The sequence below is a fragment of the Mycolicibacterium insubricum genome (genome assembly GCF_010731615.1).
GTDB lineage: Bacteria > Actinomycetota > Actinomycetes > Mycobacteriales > Mycobacteriaceae > Mycobacterium > Mycobacterium insubricum.
Window position 1 is genome coordinate 2,602,974 of the sequence record NZ_AP022618.1, and the last position, 15,677, is coordinate 2,618,650.

The window sequence follows — 15,677 nt, forward strand, 5'->3', positions numbered from 1 at the left end:
GCGCGGTGACCGAGCAGACACTGGCTCCACGGTTGTCCCCGGAGCGTGCGCTGCTCCGGGTGGTCGGCGTGCAGACCGTGCTGGGCGCACTGCTGGGGGCCCTGTGGGCCCTGCTGGCGCCGCCGGTGCACGGCGTGGTCGCGCTGACCAAGACCGGTAAGCGGGTGCACGCCTACCTCGGCAGCGAGGCCGACCACTTCTTCCTGTCCGCGACGCTGATGCTGGGCCTGGTTTCGGTGCTGGCCGTGGTGACGGCGGTCGCGGTTTGGCACTGGCGGGCCCACCGCGGCCCGGTGATGGTGCTGACCGTGGTGCTGGGATCGATCACCGCGGCCGGGGCGGCCGCGGGTGTGGGGACGGTGCTGGCCTGGCTGCGCTACGGGTCGCTGGATATCGACGGCGCGCCGGTCACCCCGGAGCACAAGCTGCACTTCGTCACCGAGGCCCCGTCGGTGTTCTTCGGTACCCAGCCGCTGCAGATCGCGCTCACCCTGCTACTTCCGGCCGTCGCCGGTGCGCTCGTGTACGCGATCGCCGCAGCAGGCAGTCCGCACGACGACCTGGGCGGCTATCCGGCTCAGAGGGAACCGGACCTCGCCCCGCACGTCATCATGTGAGCGGGTTGCGGCGGGTTGCGGCGGGTTACAGCGGGTTGCGGCGGGTTACAGCGGGTTGCGGCGGACCATCTGCCCGCCGACCAGGCGCACCAGCACGGCGCCCAGGCGGGCCATACCGGCGTAGGTGATCGGGTTGAGCAGGGTCGGCCACACGGTGCGGACCATGTTGTCGGTCACCGGCCGGTTGTCGAACCGGTCGGTCAGCCAGCGCAGCGCCATCGGCGCCGCCAGCGGATGCAGCGACAGGTGCTCGCTGAACAGGTCTCGGTGGTAGGCGACCTGCGCGCCCCCGGCCGTGTACGTGGCGGTCAGCTCGTCGATCGCGTCGACGGCGATGATCTGGTCGTGCACGGCCTGCACCACCAGCAGCGGCATCTCGGGCACGTTGTGGCCGAGCCGGATCTCGTCGAAAATCCGCACCAGTTCCGGTGATTCGGTCAGTTCCTCCAGCGGGCAGTCCACCAGATCGTCCATGTCCTTGCGGAACATGCTCAGCACGGCCTGCACGGTGGAGAGCTTCTCGATCCGGGCCAGCATCGCCTTGCCGGTCGCGTTGGCGTGGGTGTCGATCAGCTTGTGCAGCTCGGGATAGACGTGGGTCAGCGCGGCGACGACGGTAGCGGGCAGTCCGGAGAAGGTGCTCCCGTTGAGGCGGTGGAAGGTCTTGCCCAGATCGCCGACGGGGGAGCCGAGCACGGCGCCGACGATGTTGAGCTCGGGGGCGTAGTAGCCGGCCAGCTCCGCGGTCCATCCGGTGGCTAGACCGCCGCCGGAGTAACCCCACAGCCCGATCGGGGCGTCGGGCGGAACCGCCGCCCGCTCGAAGGACAGCGTCGCCCGCAGCGCGTCGAGGGAGCGGTAGCCGGGCTCGGCCGGGGCGCCCCACCGCCCGTTGAGGCCCTCGTGGTCGGGTACCGAGATGATCCAGCCCTCGGCCAGCGCCGCGGCGATCATCAGGAAGTCGATGTGCACGACCGAGCCGAGCGAGGTGGCGTCACGGCGCAGCCCGGAACCCTGGCGCAGGGCGTACGACGGGAAACAGCGGTCGGCGACGGCATCGATGGCGCACTGGTAGGACAGCACGGGGGTGGGGTAGCGCGAAGACCGCTGCGCCGGGATGAGCACCGTGGTGACCGCGGCCTCCGGTGCGCCGGTGCAGTCCTGGGTGCGGAAGAGCAGCTGCACGGCGGTGATGCGCTGCGGGATGATCCCGAACAGACCGAGCTGCACATCTCGGGTGCGCAGCACCGTGCCGGGCTCTGCGTGCTCGAACCCCTCGGGGGCGATGAAAAAGGGATCCTCTGAGGGAAGCAGCGGTACGCCGGTGGCACGATCCCACTGTTCGGGGACATCGATCCACCTGGGACACGCGATGGCTTCGGCGACGGTCATGGGGCTCCCTCCGGGCTTCGTACATAGTTCCTTAACGAACCCTTAAACACAAGTACCCTTATGGTGAGTGTCTATGCAGGTGGGCGCAGTGCGGCGAACTCGTCGGTAACCCGCAGTTCGTCGTCGGTGAACCGGAATAAGGCCGCTGGACGTCCGCCCGAGCGCCCCGAGGCGGCCGTCGTGCCGGTACGGGTGATCACCCCGCGTCGCGCCAGCACCCGTTGCAAATTGGTGGCGTCCACCTGGTGGCCGAGTGCGGCACTATAGATGGAACGCAATGTGGACAGCACGAATTCCCTTGGCGCCAGTGCGAATCCGATATTGGTGTAGGACAGTTTGGCGATCAGCCGGGCATGGGCGTGGGTGACCATCGGTCGGTGGTCGAACGCCATCGGGGGCAGGTCGTCGACCGGGTGCCAGCGGGTGTCCGGCGGCAGTTCGGGTTGTGCGGGGGAGGGCACCAGGCCCAGGAACGTCGACGCGATGGTCCGCACTCCGGGCACCCGGTGCGGATCGGAGAACACCGCCAGCTGCTCAAGGTGGGCAATCTCACGCAGGTCGACCTTCTCGGCGAGTTGCCGGCGCACGGACGTGGTGAGGTCCTCGTCATCGCGCAGACGGCCGCCGGGCAGCGCCCACGCGCCGCGCTCGGGATCCAGCGCCCGCTCCCACAGCAACACGCTGAGCTGCGGTTTTCGGGTGTCCAGGCCGCGAACCTGGAAGACGACGGCGAGCACCTCGTGCGCGGTGCTAAACTGTGACATGTTTTCGATCATAAGTCGAAAACCTCGAACTCCGAAAGGAGCGGTCATGACCGTCACCGACCGCATGGATGTCGCCAGCACCCTGGCCGACGCCATCATCGAGGGCCCGCGCGGGTACGACGGCGTCGTCGGCGACGCCGCCTGGGCCGCCGAGATCCGCCGGCTGGCCGACCTGCGCGGCGCCACCCTGCTGGCGCACAACTACCAGCTCCCGGCCATCCAGGACGTCGCCGACCACGTCGGGGACTCGCTGGCGCTGTCCCGGATCGCCGCCGAGGCCCCAGAGGACACCATCGTGTTCTGCGGCGTGCACTTCATGGCCGAAACCGCCAAGATCCTGTCCCCGGACAAGACCGTGCTCATCCCGGACCAGCGGGCAGGCTGCTCGCTGGCCGACTCCATCACCGCCGAGCAGCTGCAGGAATGGAAGGACGACTACCCCGACGCGGTGGTGGTGTCCTACGTCAACACCACCGCGGCGGTCAAGGCGCTCACCGACATCTGCTGCACCTCGTCGAACGCTGTCGACGTGGTGGCCTCCATCGATCCCGACCGCGAGGTGCTGTTCTGCCCCGACCAGTTCCTCGGCGCGCACGTCAAGCGGGTGACCGGGCGGCAAAACATGCAGATCTGGGCCGGCGAATGCCACGTGCACGCCGGCATCAACGGCGACGAACTAGCTGAGCAGGCCCGCAGCCATCCGGGAGCGGATCTGTTCGTGCACCCCGAATGTGGCTGCGCCACCTCGGCGCTGTATCTGGCCGGTGAGGGTGCGGTGCCCGCCGAGCAGGTCAAGATCCTGTCCACCGGCGGCATGCTGGACGCCGCTCGGGAAACCGGTGCCCGCCAGGTGCTGGTCGCCACCGAGGTCGGCATGCTCCACCAGCTGCGTCGCGCCGCCCCGGATGTCGAGTTCCTCGCCGTCAACGACCGGGCGTCGTGCCCCTACATGAAGATGATCACCCCCGCCGCCTTGCTGCGCTGCCTGCTCGACGGCGCCGACGAGGTGCACGTGGATCCGGAGACCGCCGCGCGAGCGCGGGCCTCGGTGGAGCGGATGATCGCCATCGGTCAGCCCGGCGGCGGGGAATGATGCGCGCGCCGGCCTGCGGCGGTTCGACACGCTGGCAGCAGCGCGCCGACGTCGTGGTGATCGGCGTCGGGGTGGCCGGACTGGCCGCCGGACTGGCCGCCCAGCGCGCCGGCCGGCGGGTGCTGGTGCTGTCCAAGACCCGGCACGCGCGCGGCAACACCGCCACCAGCTACGCCCAGGGCGGGATCGCCGTCGTCCTGCCGAACACCGATGACAGCGTCGCCGCGCACGTCGCCGACACCGTCGTGGCCGGCGCCGGCCTGTGCGACGCGGCCGCGGTCACCTCCATCGTCGCCGACGGCTACCGCGCGGTGTCCGACCTGGTCGGGCTCGGGGCGCGGTTCGACACCACACCCGAGGGCACCTGGTCACTGACCCGCGAGGGTGGCCACCACCGGCGTCGCATCATCCACGCCGGCGGCGACGCCACCGGCGCCGAGGTGCAGCGCGCCCTCGACGTCGCCGCGGCCACCCTGGACATCCGGGAACAGCACACCGTCGTCGAACTGCTGCACGACGGCAGCCAGGTCACCGGCGTGCTGGTCGAGGGGCCGGACGGCCCGGGCATCGTGCACACCCCCGCGGTGATCCTGGCCACCGGCGGGCTGGGCCAGCTCTACCGCGCCACCACCAACCCCGCCGCATCCACCGGCGACGGTGTGGCGCTGGCGCTGTGGGCCGGAATCGGGGTGGCCGACCTGGAGTTCATCCAGTTCCACCCGACCATGCTGTTCGACGGGACCTCCGGCGGCCGGCGCCCGCTGATCACCGAGGCGCTGCGCGGTGAGGGCGCAACGCTGGTCGACGCCACCGGGCAGCCGATCATGGCCGGCGTGCACCCGCTGGGGGACTTGGCGCCGCGCGACGTGGTTGCGGCGGCCGTCGACGCTCGGCTGCGTGCCACCGGAGCCGACTGCGCCTACCTCGACGCCCGCGGGGTACCCGACCTGGAGCGCCGCTTCCCGACCGTCACCGCCGCCTGCCGCCACGCCGGCATCGACCCGGTGCGCCAGCGCATCCCGGTGTTACCGGGCGCGCACTACAGCTGCGGCGGCGTACGCACCGACACCCACGGCCGGACCGAGATGGCCGGTCTGTTCGCCGCCGGCGAGGTCGCCCGCACCGGCATGCACGGCGCCAACCGGCTGGCCTCCAACAGCCTGTTGGAGGGCCTGGTCGTGGGCGGCCGGGCCGGCGAAGCCGCCGCCGCGCACGCCGCGGCCACCGGCGCGACGCTGGCCGTCGTCGCCGACACCGCGCCCCGCGGCGCCATTGGCCGGACCGCACTGCAGCAGGCCATGTCCGCCGACGCGGCGGTGGTCCGCGACGCAGCCGGACTGTCCCGCATCGCGGCGCTGCTGGCCGACGCCGAGCCGGCGGCCTCTTTTGAGGCCGCCGCCCTCACCACGGTGGCTACGGCTGTCGTCACCGCCGCCACCGCGCGCACCGAGACCCGCGGGGCACACCACCGCGCCGACTACCCCGACACCGACGACCGTCAGGCCCGCAGCATCGCGGTCCGGCTGGTCGACGGTCGACCGCTGGTCGACGCCCCCGCGGCGGTGGCCTGACATGCTGGCCGACTTCGAACTCGCCGACGCCCGCGCGGTCATCCTGCGTGGCCTGGAGGAAGACCTGCGCTACGGGCCCGACGTGACCACCATGGCCACCGTGCCCGTCGACGCCCGATCCACGGCGGCCATGGTCGCCCGCACCGCCGGGGTCGCCGCCGGTATCGACATCGCCCTGCTGGTGCTCGACGAGGTGCTCGGCGCCGACGGCTACCGGGTGATCGGCCGCGCCGAGGACGGCGACCGGTTGCGGGCCGGGGAGTCCCTGCTGACCCTGGAGGCCGATACCCGCGGGCTGCTGACCGCCGAGCGCACCATGCTGAATCTGGTGTGTCACCTGTCCGGGATCGCCACCGAGACCGCCCGCTGGGTCGACGCGGTCGAGGGCACCGGTGCGCGCATCCGCGACACCCGCAAAACCCTGCCCGGCCTGCGCACCCTGCAGAAGTACGCGGTGCGCGTCGGCGGCGGCGTCAACCATCGGATGGGTCTCGGTGACGCAGCGCTGATCAAGGACAACCATGTCGCCGCCGCCGGTTCGATCGTCGCCGCGCTGCGCGCCGTGCGTGAGGCCGCCCCCGATCTGCTCTGCGAGGTCGAGGTCGATTCGCTCGACCAGCTCGACGAGGTGCTCGCCGAGGACGTCCAACTGATCCTGCTGGACAACTTCGCCGTCTGGGAGACCCAGATCGCCGCGCAGCGGCGCGACAGCCGGTCCCCGGGCGTGCAGCTGGAGTCCTCCGGCGGCCTGAGCCTGGACGCCGCGGGCGCCTACGCCGCCACCGGGGTCGATTACCTGGCCGTCGGCGCGCTCACCCACTCGGTGAGCGTGCTCGACATCGGCCTGGACATGTAGCGCGGCGGATTTTTAAACCGCTGGACCGATCAGGAACAATGTCAGGTGATGGCCACCTTCTGCATGCCCCGCGTCGACCTGCGTGAGCGCAGCCTGTCGGCGGCCGAGTTGCGCGCCGCGCTGCCCCGCGGCGGCGTGGACGTCGACGCCGTCGTCCCGACCGTCCGGCCGATCGTCGACGACGTCGCCGAACGCGGCGCCACCGCAGCCCTGGAGTACGGCGAACGGTTCGACGGCGTACGGCCCGACGCCGTGCGCGTCCCGGCCGCCGCGCTGACCGCGGCTCTTCAGACCCTCGACGCCGACGTGCGCGCCGCCCTGCAGGTCGCCATCGACCGCACCCGCGCCGTGCACGCCGATCAGCGACGCACCGACACCGTCACCGAGGTGGCACCCGGCGCCGTGGTCACCGAACGCTGGCTGCCGGTCGACCGCGTCGGCCTGTACGTACCTGGCGGCAACGCCGTCTACCCGTCCAGCGTCGTGATGAACGTGGTGCCCGCGCAGATCGCCGGCGTGTCCTCGCTGGTCATCGCCAGCCCCCCGCAGCGCAGCAACACCGGCGCTTTCACCGGCCTGCCGCACCCCACCATCCTGGCCGCGGCCGCACTGCTCGGCGTCACCGAGGTGTGGGCGGTCGGCGGCGCGCAGGCCATCGCGCTGCTGGCCTACGGCGGCACCGACACCGACGGGTCGGGCACGTGGACTGAGCTGGCCCCGGTCGACATGATCACCGGCCCCGGCAACATCTATGTCACAGCGGCGAAACGGATCTGCCGCGCCCAGGTCGGTATCGATGCCGAAGCCGGGCCCACCGAGATCGCCATCCTGGCCGACGGCACCGCCGACCCGGCGCATGTCGCCGCCGATCTGATCAGCCAGGCCGAGCACGACGAGATGGCCGCCAGCGTGCTGGTGACCGCCAGCACCGAGCTGGCCGACGCCGTGGACGCGGCGCTGACCGAACAACTGGCGACCACCGTGCACCGGGAACGGGTGCTCACCGCGCTGGCCGGACCGCAGTCGGCCACCGTGCTGGTCGACGACCTCGACACCGGAGTGCGGGTGGTCAATGCCTACGGAGCCGAGCACCTGGAGATCCAGACCGCAGATGCCGCCGGCGTGGCAGCCAGAATCCGCAGTGCCGGAGCGATTTTCGTCGGCGCCTACGCCCCGGTCAGCCTCGGTGACTACTGCGCCGGCTCCAATCACGTGCTGCCCACCGCGGGCAGCGCGCGGCACTCCAGCGGCCTGTCGGTGCAGACGTTCCTGCGCGGCATCCACGTCATCGAGTACACCGAGGCCGCTCTCAAGGAGGTCAGCGGGCACGTACAGGCCCTGGCGGCCGCCGAGCAGCTGCCCGCCCACGGCGAGGCCGTTCGACGCAGGTTCGCCCGGTGACCGCGGCACCCGGCACGCGGATCTCGCTCGACGACCTGCCGCTGCGCGCCGACCTGCGCGGTAAAAGCCCCTACGGCGCACCGCAACTGGCCGTCCCGGTGCAGCTCAACACCAACGAGAACCCGCATCCGCCGACCCGGTCACTGGTCGACGACGTCACCGCCTCGGTGGCCGCCGCGGCCACCGTGCTGCACCGCTATCCCGACCGCGACGCCGTCGCGCTGCGCGCCGATCTGGCCGCCTACCTCACCGACCGCACCGGGGTGCGGCTCGGGGTGGAAAACCTCTGGGCGGCAAACGGATCCAATGAAGTCCTGCAACAGCTGCTGCAGGCGTTCGGCGGCCCGGGACGCAGTGCGCTGGGCTTCGTGCCGTCCTACTCGATGCACCCGATCCTGGCCGATGCCACCCAGACCGCTTGGTTGACGGCGCCGCGGGCCGCCGATTTCAGCCTCGACGTGGACGTGGCCGTCGCCGCGATCACCGAGCACCGTCCCGACGTGGTGTTCGTGACCAGCCCGAACAACCCGACCGGGGGCAGCGTCACACTGGAAGACATCCGCGCCATCCTGGCGGCGATGACCGGCGGGATCCTGGTGGTCGACGAGGCCTATGGCGAATTCTCCAGCCGGCCCAGTGCGGTCGCGCTGATCGACGAATACCCCGATCGGCTGGTCGTCAGCCGCACGATGAGCAAGGCGTTCGCCTTCGCCGGCGGTCGGCTGGGCTATCTGGTCGCCGCACCCGCCGTGATCGACGCGATGCTGCTGGTCCGGTTGCCGTATCACCTGTCGGTGCTGACCCAGGCCGCCGCCCGGGCCGCGCTGCGCCACGCCGACGACACGCTGGGTTCGGTGGCGACGCTGGTCGCCGAGCGCGAGCGGGTGACCGCCGCGCTGACCGGTAGGGGTTATGCCGTCGTGCCCAGCGACGCCAACTTCGTGCTGTTCGGGCCGTTCGCCGACGCGGCGGCGGCCTGGCAGCGCTATCTCGACGCCGGGGTCCTGATTCGCGACGTGGGGATTCCCGGACACCTGCGCGTCACCATCGGACTGGCCGCCGAGAACGACGCCTTCCTGGCCGCAAGCGCCGAACTCGTGCAGGGAGCATGATGACCAATCGCATCGCCACCGTGACCCGTACCACCCGGGAATCCGACATCACCGTCGAGATCGACCTGGACGGCACCGGCATCACCCAGATCGACACCGGCGTACCGTTTTTCGACCACATGCTGACCGCGCTCGGCAGCCACGCCAGCTTCGACCTGACGGTCCGCGCCGTCGGCGACACCGAGATCGAGGCCCACCACACGGTGGAGGACACCGCGATCGTCCTCGGCCAGGCACTCGGCGAGGCCCTCGGGGACAAGAAGGGCATCCGTCGGTTCGGCGATGCCTTCATCCCGATGGACGAGGCGCTGGCGCACGCCGCCGTCGACGTGTCCGGTCGGCCCTACTTCGTGCACACCGGCGAGCCGGATTACCTGGTGGACTTCACCATCTCCGGCACCGGCGCGCCGTACCACACGGTGATCAACCGGCACGTGTTCGAGTCGCTGGCGCTCAACGCCCGCATCGCGCTGCACGTGCGGACCCTCTATGGCCGCGACCCGCACCACATCACCGAGGCCGAGTACAAGGCCGTGGCCCGGGCGCTGCGGGCGGCCGTGGAACGGGATCCCCGGGTGACCGGTGTGCCGTCCACCAAGGGGAGCCTGTGAGCGGGAGCGCGCGTGAGGACCGCAGCGAGGACCGCAGCGTAGCGAGGATCGCAGCGAGGACCGGAGCGTGTGCGGAGCGGGGGAGCCTGTGAGCGGTAAATCCGTCGTCGTACTGGACTACGGCTCGGGCAACCTCCGCTCGGCGCACCGGGCGCTGGAACGCGTCGGTGCCGAGGTCACGGTGACCGACGATCCGGGCGCCGCCGCGGCCGCCGACGGCCTCGTCGTTCCCGGAGTCGGGGCGTTCGAGGCCTGCATGACCGGTCTGCGCGCCATCGGTGGGGAGAAGATCATCGCCGAGCGGGTATCCGCCGGTGCACCGGTGCTCGGCGTGTGCGTCGGCATGCAGATCCTGTTCGCCCACGGTGTGGAATTCGGTGTGGATTCTCCCGGAGTGGGCATGTGGCCCGGTTCGGTGACCCGCCTGGACGCCCCGGTGATCCCGCACATGGGCTGGAATACGGTGAACGCCGCACCGGGCAGTCGATTGTTCGCCGGCCTGGACACCGGAACCCGCTTCTACTTCGTGCATTCCTACGCCGCACAGCGCTGGGAGGGCGATGCCGACGCCAAGCTGACCTGGGCGCGCCACCACGTGCCGTTCCTCGCCGCGGTCGAGGACGGCCCGCTGGCGGCCACACAGTTCCATCCGGAAAAGAGCGGTGACGCGGGTGCGGCGCTGCTGTCCAATTGGGTTGAAGGGTTGTGAGAGCGTGTCGCTGATTCTGTTGCCGGCCGTCGACGTCGTCGAGGGCAGGGCCGTGCGGCTGGTCCAGGGACAGGCCGGCAGTGAGACCGAGTACGGCTCGGCGATCGACGCCGCTATGGCCTGGCAGCGCGATGGCGCGGAGTGGATCCACCTGGTGGACCTCGACGCCGCGTTCGGTCGCGGATCGAACCGGGAACTGCTGGCCGAGGTCGTCGGGAAACTCGATGTGGCGGTGGAACTTTCCGGCGGAATCCGCGACGACGAATCGCTGCGCGCCGCGCTGGCCACCGGCTGCGCGCGAGTGAACCTGGGCACCGCCGCGCTGGAGAACCCGAAGTGGTGCGCCCGCGCGATCGCCGAGCACGGTGAGCGGGTGGCCGTCGGCCTGGACGTACAGATCGACGAGGCCGGGCGGCACCGTTTGCGGGGCCGCGGCTGGGAGACCGACGGGGGTGACCTGTGGGCAGTACTCGAGCGCCTCGACACCGAGGGCTGCTCGCGATTCGTCGTCACCGACGTCACCAAGGACGGCACCCTGACCGGGCCGAACCTGGACCTGCTGGAAACCGTCGCCGAGTGCACCGAGGCGCCGGTCATCGCCTCCGGCGGGGTGTCCAGCCTGGACGACCTGCGGGCGATCGCCACCCTGACCGACTGCGGCGTGGAAGGCGCGATCGTCGGAAAGGCGCTCTACGCCGGGCGATTCACCCTGCCGCAGGCCCTGGAAGCCGTCCGCGGCTGATCCGGCCCGATGACCGCACCCTCTGCCGAGCAGCTCGCCGAGTGGCTGGACGCCGCCGCCGCGGTGCTCGACGGGGTGTCGGCGCAGTTCATCCACGGGCATCGCGCCGATTCCGCGGTCGTCAAGCGCGGCAACGACTTCGCCACCGAGGTGGATCTGGCCATCGAACGCCAGGTGGTGGCCGAGCTGACCCGGGCGACCGGTATCGGGGTGCACGGAGAGGAGTTCGGCGGCGCCGCGGTCGACGCCGAACTGGTGTGGGTGCTCGACCCGATCGACGGCACCGCCAACTATGCGGCCGGGTCTCCGCTGGCGGCGATCCTGCTCGCCCTGCTGCACCGCGGCGAGCCGGTACTGGGCCTGACCTGGTTGCCGTTCACCGGTGAGCGCTACCGCAGCGATGCGATGGCACCGCTGGTGCCTGGCCGGTTGGCGGAGTCGATCGTGGGCATCGGAACGTTCAACATCGCCGCCCGCGGCCATTTCCCAGGCCGCTACCGGGCGGCGATCCTGGAACGGTTGAGCTACGGGTGCTCGCGGGTGCGGATGCACGGCGCCACCGGTGTCGACCTCGCCTATGTCGCCGCGGGAATACTCGGCGGGGCAATCAGTTTCGGACATCACGTATGGGATCACGCGGCCGGTACCGCGCTGGTGCGCGCGGCGGGCGGGATCGTCACCGACCTCGACGGGACACCGTGGACCCCGGCGGCCCGTTCGGTGCTGGCCGCCGTACCGGGTGTGCACGAACAACTGCTCGAACTGGTGGCCTCCGTCGGCCCCCGGGAGGACTACCTGTGAACGAGGACTGCCTGTGAACACCGTCAACGACGTCGCGACCCGCGTGATCCCCTGTCTGGACGTCGACGACGGCCGGGTGGTCAAGGGCGTCAACTTCGAAAACCTGCGTGACGCGGGCGATCCCGTCGAGTTGGCCGCGCGTTACGACGCCGAGGGTGCCGACGAGCTGACCTTCCTGGACGTCACGGCGTCGTCGTCGGGTCGGACCACCATGCTGGAGGTGGTGCGCCGGACCGCCGAGCAGGTGTTCATCCCGCTGACCGTCGGCGGCGGCGTCCGCTCGGTCGCCGACGTGGACGTGCTGCTGCGGGCGGGTGCGGACAAGGTGTCGGTGAACACCGCGGCGATCGCCCGGCCGGAACTGCTGGCGGAGCTGTCCCGGCAGTTCGGGTCGCAGTGCATCGTGTTGAGCGTGGATGCCCGCACCGTTCCGGCCGGTTCGGCGCCCACCCCGTCGGGCTGGGAGGTCACCACCCACGGCGGGCGAAAGGGGACCGGGATCGACGCGGTCGAGTGGGCGACCCGCGGTGCCGAGCTCGGGGTGGGGGAGATCCTGCTGAACTCGATGGACGCCGACGGCACCAAGGCCGGCTTCGACCTGCCCATGCTGCGGATGGTGCGCGCCGCGGTCGCGGTGCCGATCATCGCCAGCGGCGGAGCGGGCGCCGTCGAGCATTTCGCCCCCGCGGTGGACGCCGGAGCCGATGCGGTGCTGGCGGCCAGCGTGTTCCACTTCGGTGAGCTGACCATCCCTCAGGTCAAGGCGGCGATGAGCAGCGCGGGGATCACCGTCCGATGAGCGAGCCCTTGAGCGAACTGGATCCCGATATCGCACGCCGGCTCAAGCGCAACGCGGACGGCTTGTTCACCGCGGTGGTGCAGGAGCGCGGCAGCGGCGACGTGCTGATGGTGGCCTGGATGGACGACGCCGCACTGGCTCGCACGCTGGAAACCCGTGAGGCGACCTATTTTTCGCGATCCCGCGGCGAGCAGTGGATCAAGGGCGCCACCTCCGGACACACCCAACGGGTGCACGAGGTGCGGCTGGACTGCGACGGGGACGCGGTGCTGCTCACCGTCGACCAGGTCGGCGGTGCGTGCCACACCGGTGATCACAGCTGCTTCGACGCCGACCGTCTGCTGTAGTCGAGGACGCATAACAGACGCCGGCCGAACAAGGGCTGAAGAGCCGCGTTCAGGCCGGAGACCGTGTTTCCCGGGCGCAATAAATGTGTCTGGCGAGTACTCGGAACCGCCCTAGGCTGGATAGACATGGAGCCCGTAAAGCCGCCACGGGGCGGGAAGATATACGGGACCGTCGCGGCGGTGCTGGCCGCTGTGGTCAGCGGCGCATTCGCGATGTGGGTGACGACGGTTGATTCGGCCGCCGGTTTCGACGCGGGTGTCTTCGCCGGGCTCTGGGGGACGACGTTCCTGGCGCTGGCGGGGCTGCTGCTGTTGCCCCTGCGCATCTACCAGTACGGACGCGAATCGGTTGATTCCGTCCGGCGGTTGACGACGTTCACCTCAGCCGCACCGAACTCTGGGGGACCGGCGTCGCGCTGGGGTCGCGCGCAGCTGTCGCCCGCAGACGTGCGGATACGCCCGTCGGCCCCGGCGGGCGAGGTAACCCGCGGACGCTCGGTCTCCGGTATGCGGACCTTTGCGGTGATCACCCTGCTCGGCGCGGCAGCAGTGTGCCTGGCGCTCGGGCTCTGGGCAATCGGCGCCGGCAACGCGGTGCTCGCGGCCCTGATGTTCGCGCTGGCCCCCGTGTGGGTGCTGTCGCTGGTCGGATGGCTGCCGCCGCGCGTTCTGCGGGGGCGGGTCAGCACTGGGCCCGACGGTCTGACGCTGCGTTCCAGCCGGTGGCTGGACGCGGTGGTGGCGCTGATCCTGGTCGACGGCATCGTCGCGCTGGGTCTCTGGGGGATTCTCGGCTATACCGGCCGGGTCGGGGAGCCGGCCGTGTTCGCCGACGCCCCGATTCTGTACCCGGTGGTCTTCGGTGGCCTGTCCGCGTTTCTGGGTGTTCTGCTGGCGGTGTACCTGCGCCGCGGCGGGGCGACCCAGCTGCAACTGGACGCCTACGGCTTCCGGATTTTGAACGGGCTCGGGTCGACTCACGGGGCATGGTCGGAGATCGTCGCGATCACCGATGACGATCCCACCGGGACCATCACCCCGGAGGCCATCACTCTGGTCAACGCGGGCGGATACACCGCGACGCTGAGCCGGCCGGATTTCCTGGTGCCCGATACCGAAGCGCTGCGCGCGTTGATCTGGTTCTACTGGCAGAACCCGCAATACCGGATCGAGCTCACCGACAGCCGGGCCGCTAACCGACTGCTCGGGTCCGCTCGTCGAGAAGAGCTGCACCTTGGCCTCGGTCGATAGCGCCACCGAAAGCGTGCTGTGGCAGGCGAATCCGCCCGGTCCGAGTTGTGAGCACGTGCAGGCAGGCGACGGGCTGTGCCGGTTGCAGTATGGAGCGGGCATCGTACGGGTGATCTGACCGCCGGATCCGAATCCCGACGGGCGTCAGCCGACGATCCGGCGGATGTCCCACAGGTGGTGGTGGCACTCGTGCACGGCACCCCAGCATCGATGGGAGCAGCCGTCTCGCTAGCTGCGGAGTGTTCCGGTGGTTCTGGGTCGGTGGTGGTGGCGGGTGAGTAGGCGCCCCGGGTGGTGGTAGTTGTTGACTTGGGGTCCGTTGGTGTCGAGTTTGGGGGGTGGGACCCATTCGACGAGGCCGTCTTTGCGTAGGCGGACGGTCCAGCGGGTGGCGGGGTCGCCTTCGGTCATTCGGTGGTTTCCGGGGCAGGTTTGGGCCAGGGCGTCGACGTTGGTGTGTCCGTCACCGCGCCAGGGGTCGCAGTGGTGGATTTCGCAGCGGTATCCGGGGGTGGTGCAGGTGGGGAACATGCACCCCAGATCGCGGGCGTAGAGCACGATCCGCTGCCCCGGACTCGCGGTGCGCCGGGTGCGTCCCAGGTAGAGGGGGATGTTGGTGTGGCGATCGAACACCGCGAGGCAGTGATACGCCTCGCGGGCTTCGCGGATCACATCACTCATGGGGAGCACGGTGCCCCCGGCGGTGATGCCCACCCCGACGGCATCGGTGAGGTCTTGCAGGGTGGTGGTGATGACGATGGTCGCCGGTAGGCCGTTGAGTTTGCCGAGGCTCCCGGAGACCAAGACGGTGCGCCCCGGCGGCGAGCAGGGCGTCGTGGGTGCGTTGTTCCACCGAACGCTTATCACCGTCGATCTGCTCGGCCGACAGGGTCCCGTCGGTACAGGTGTTCTTTTGGGCGGGGTCGCACATGCCGGGGGCGCCGAGTTCGGCGCAGATCGCCTCGACGGTGGCCCGCCACTGCGGGGTCACCCAACCGGAGAGTTTGCTCATCCCGTCGACGCCTTGGGGGCCGATGACGATGCCGCGGCGGCGTGCGCGGTCTTCGTCGTCGAGGGGGCCGTCGGTGTCGATCATCGAGGCCAGCCGCAACGCCAGGGAGCGCAGGTCTTCAGGCGTGGTTTCGGTGGAAGGGCCGGCCAGGTCGGCTTCCACTTCCGCGCGCAGTTCCGGGTCTACCCGCTGGGGCAGGCGCTTTTGGCGCCGAACTCCCGGGGGCTGAGCCGGGCCATGACCCGGTGATCGGTGACCGCACGCGCGCGGGCCAGGGCCTCCAACCGGCCCGCCACCGCCAGCACATCGGTGTCCGAGAGGGCGTCGAGGTTCAACGCGTCGAAATCAGCCGTCGCGGCTTCCAGCCGGCCCAGAGCGGCGGCGACGGTGCCGCGATCCGCCAGCCGGCCCACCAGCGGGGCCAGGCCCGGATCTGGGAGCACCTCCCCGGGAACCGTCGTCGAACTCATACCCAAACGCTAGTTCCAGCCACCGACAAAAACCCCGGTCAGACCGACAAAACAAGCACCCCAACTCTAAGAATTCAATGAGAAAATATGGGCGCCCGACCATCCGCGCTGCTATCGACGCACGGGCCG

The 15,677-nt window shown here is 70.5% G+C and carries 16 protein-coding genes and 1 pseudogene; 13 read left to right on the forward strand and 4 right to left on the reverse strand.

Annotated elements, in window-relative coordinates:
- The first annotated feature begins 5 nt into the window (after window positions 1-5).
- Window positions 6-617 (forward strand): DUF2567 domain-containing protein, encoded by a 612-nt coding sequence (locus G6N16_RS12400; RefSeq protein WP_235674069.1) that lies wholly within the window; start codon window positions 6-8, stop codon window positions 615-617.
- Window positions 618-662: 45 nt separating this feature from the next.
- Here the strand turns inward: G6N16_RS12400 and G6N16_RS12405 are convergent, their stop codons facing one another.
- Both G6N16_RS12405 and G6N16_RS12410 read right to left on the reverse strand, forming a co-directional pair.
- Window positions 663-2,009 carry a lipase family protein gene (locus tag G6N16_RS12405; protein ID WP_083030222.1) on the reverse strand — a complete coding sequence of 449 codons (1,347 nt, stop codon included), beginning with the start codon at window positions 2,007-2,009 and terminating at the stop codon, window positions 663-665.
- A 71-nt stretch (window positions 2,010-2,080) separates the two neighbouring features.
- The gene (locus G6N16_RS12410) at window positions 2,081-2,773 is read right to left on the reverse strand and encodes an NUDIX hydrolase (protein WP_083030283.1); all 693 of its coding nucleotides are present in this window, start codon (window positions 2,771-2,773) and stop codon (window positions 2,081-2,083) included.
- Window positions 2,774-2,819: 46 nt separating this feature from the next.
- On the opposite strand from G6N16_RS12410, the gene nadA reads away from it, so the two are divergent.
- The 12 genes from nadA (at window position 2,820) to G6N16_RS12470 (ending at window position 14,066) form a co-directional block, all read left to right on the forward strand.
- The gene (gene nadA / locus G6N16_RS12415; RefSeq protein ID WP_083030223.1) at window positions 2,820-3,866 is read left to right on the forward strand and encodes a quinolinate synthase NadA; all 1,047 of its coding nucleotides are present in this window, start codon (window positions 2,820-2,822) and stop codon (window positions 3,864-3,866) included.
- Entirely contained in the window at window positions 3,863-5,437 is a 1,575-nt protein-coding gene (locus G6N16_RS12420; protein ID WP_083030224.1) for an L-aspartate oxidase, read from the forward strand. Before nadA ends, G6N16_RS12420 begins: the two co-directional genes overlap by 4 nt.
- 1 nt (window position 5,438) lies before the next feature.
- Entirely contained in the window at window positions 5,439-6,293 is an 855-nt protein-coding gene (gene nadC, locus G6N16_RS12425; RefSeq protein WP_083030225.1) for a carboxylating nicotinate-nucleotide diphosphorylase, read from the forward strand.
- A 48-nt stretch (window positions 6,294-6,341) separates the two neighbouring features.
- Window positions 6,342-7,694 (forward strand): histidinol dehydrogenase, encoded by a 1,353-nt coding sequence (hisD, locus tag G6N16_RS12430; RefSeq protein WP_083030226.1) that lies wholly within the window; start codon window positions 6,342-6,344, stop codon window positions 7,692-7,694.
- Window positions 7,691-8,806: a histidinol-phosphate transaminase gene (locus G6N16_RS12435; RefSeq protein ID WP_083030227.1), complete on the forward strand. Its 1,116-nt coding sequence runs from the start codon at window positions 7,691-7,693 to the stop codon at window positions 8,804-8,806. The genes hisD and G6N16_RS12435 overlap by 4 nt, the downstream gene beginning before the upstream one ends.
- Complete coding sequence (gene hisB / locus G6N16_RS12440; protein ID WP_083030228.1) at window positions 8,806-9,417, forward strand: imidazoleglycerol-phosphate dehydratase HisB; 612 nt, start codon at window positions 8,806-8,808, stop codon at window positions 9,415-9,417. Before G6N16_RS12435 ends, hisB begins: the two co-directional genes overlap by 1 nt.
- 88 nt (window positions 9,418-9,505) lie before the next feature.
- Window positions 9,506-10,126, forward strand: a complete 621-nt coding sequence (gene hisH, locus G6N16_RS12445; protein WP_083030229.1) for an imidazole glycerol phosphate synthase subunit HisH — start codon at window positions 9,506-9,508, stop codon at window positions 10,124-10,126.
- A 4-nt stretch (window positions 10,127-10,130) separates the two neighbouring features.
- Complete coding sequence (priA, locus tag G6N16_RS12450) at window positions 10,131-10,868, forward strand: bifunctional 1-(5-phosphoribosyl)-5-((5-phosphoribosylamino)methylideneamino)imidazole-4-carboxamide isomerase/phosphoribosylanthranilate isomerase PriA (RefSeq protein WP_083030230.1); 738 nt, start codon at window positions 10,131-10,133, stop codon at window positions 10,866-10,868.
- A 9-nt stretch (window positions 10,869-10,877) separates the two neighbouring features.
- Window positions 10,878-11,669 (forward strand): inositol monophosphatase family protein, encoded by a 792-nt coding sequence (locus G6N16_RS12455; protein WP_083030231.1) that lies wholly within the window; start codon window positions 10,878-10,880, stop codon window positions 11,667-11,669.
- Window positions 11,670-11,682: 13 nt separating this feature from the next.
- On the forward strand, window positions 11,683-12,468 hold the full coding sequence (gene hisF / locus G6N16_RS12460) for an imidazole glycerol phosphate synthase subunit HisF (RefSeq protein WP_083030232.1): 786 nt from the start codon (window positions 11,683-11,685) through the stop codon (window positions 12,466-12,468).
- The gene (gene hisI, locus G6N16_RS12465; protein WP_083030233.1) at window positions 12,465-12,815 is read left to right on the forward strand and encodes a phosphoribosyl-AMP cyclohydrolase; all 351 of its coding nucleotides are present in this window, start codon (window positions 12,465-12,467) and stop codon (window positions 12,813-12,815) included. Before hisF ends, hisI begins: the two co-directional genes overlap by 4 nt.
- A 126-nt stretch (window positions 12,816-12,941) precedes the next feature.
- The gene (locus G6N16_RS12470; RefSeq protein ID WP_133052911.1) at window positions 12,942-14,066 is read left to right on the forward strand and encodes a hypothetical protein; all 1,125 of its coding nucleotides are present in this window, start codon (window positions 12,942-12,944) and stop codon (window positions 14,064-14,066) included.
- A 228-nt stretch (window positions 14,067-14,294) separates the two neighbouring features.
- Here G6N16_RS12470 and G6N16_RS22130 read toward each other — a convergent pair.
- Window positions 14,295-15,240, reverse strand: a pseudogene (locus tag G6N16_RS22130) (DUF222 domain-containing protein).
- Window positions 15,241-15,260: 20 nt separating this feature from the next.
- Window positions 15,261-15,548 carry a hypothetical protein gene (locus G6N16_RS12485; protein WP_083030237.1) on the reverse strand — a complete coding sequence of 96 codons (288 nt, stop codon included), beginning with the start codon at window positions 15,546-15,548 and terminating at the stop codon, window positions 15,261-15,263.
- Between the last annotated feature and the right edge of the window lie 129 nt (window positions 15,549-15,677).

Bases quoted from the DNA above. Each gene is read 5' to 3' on its own strand.
- G6N16_RS12485 (WP_083030237.1), bottom strand. From the start codon at position 15,548: ATGAGTTCGACGACGGTTCCCGGGGAGGTGCTCCCAGATCCGGGCCTG.
- hisD (WP_083030226.1), top strand. From the start codon at position 6,342: ATGGCCACCTTCTGCATGCCCCGCGTCGACCTGCGTGAGCGCAGCCTG.
- G6N16_RS12410 (WP_083030283.1), bottom strand. From the start codon at position 2,773: ATGTCACAGTTTAGCACCGCGCACGAGGTGCTCGCCGTCGTCTTCCAG.
- nadC (WP_083030225.1), top strand. From the start codon at position 5,439: ATGCTGGCCGACTTCGAACTCGCCGACGCCCGCGCGGTCATCCTGCGT.
- nadA (WP_083030223.1), top strand. From the start codon at position 2,820: ATGACCGTCACCGACCGCATGGATGTCGCCAGCACCCTGGCCGACGCC.
- G6N16_RS12405 (WP_083030222.1), bottom strand. From the start codon at position 2,009: ATGACCGTCGCCGAAGCCATCGCGTGTCCCAGGTGGATCGATGTCCCC.
- G6N16_RS12455 (WP_083030231.1), top strand. From the start codon at position 10,878: ATGACCGCACCCTCTGCCGAGCAGCTCGCCGAGTGGCTGGACGCCGCC.
- G6N16_RS12420 (WP_083030224.1), top strand. From the start codon at position 3,863: ATGATGCGCGCGCCGGCCTGCGGCGGTTCGACACGCTGGCAGCAGCGC.
- hisB (WP_083030228.1), top strand. From the start codon at position 8,806: ATGACCAATCGCATCGCCACCGTGACCCGTACCACCCGGGAATCCGAC.
- hisI (WP_083030233.1), top strand. From the start codon at position 12,465: ATGAGCGAGCCCTTGAGCGAACTGGATCCCGATATCGCACGCCGGCTC.
- G6N16_RS12470 (WP_133052911.1), top strand. From the start codon at position 12,942: ATGGAGCCCGTAAAGCCGCCACGGGGCGGGAAGATATACGGGACCGTC.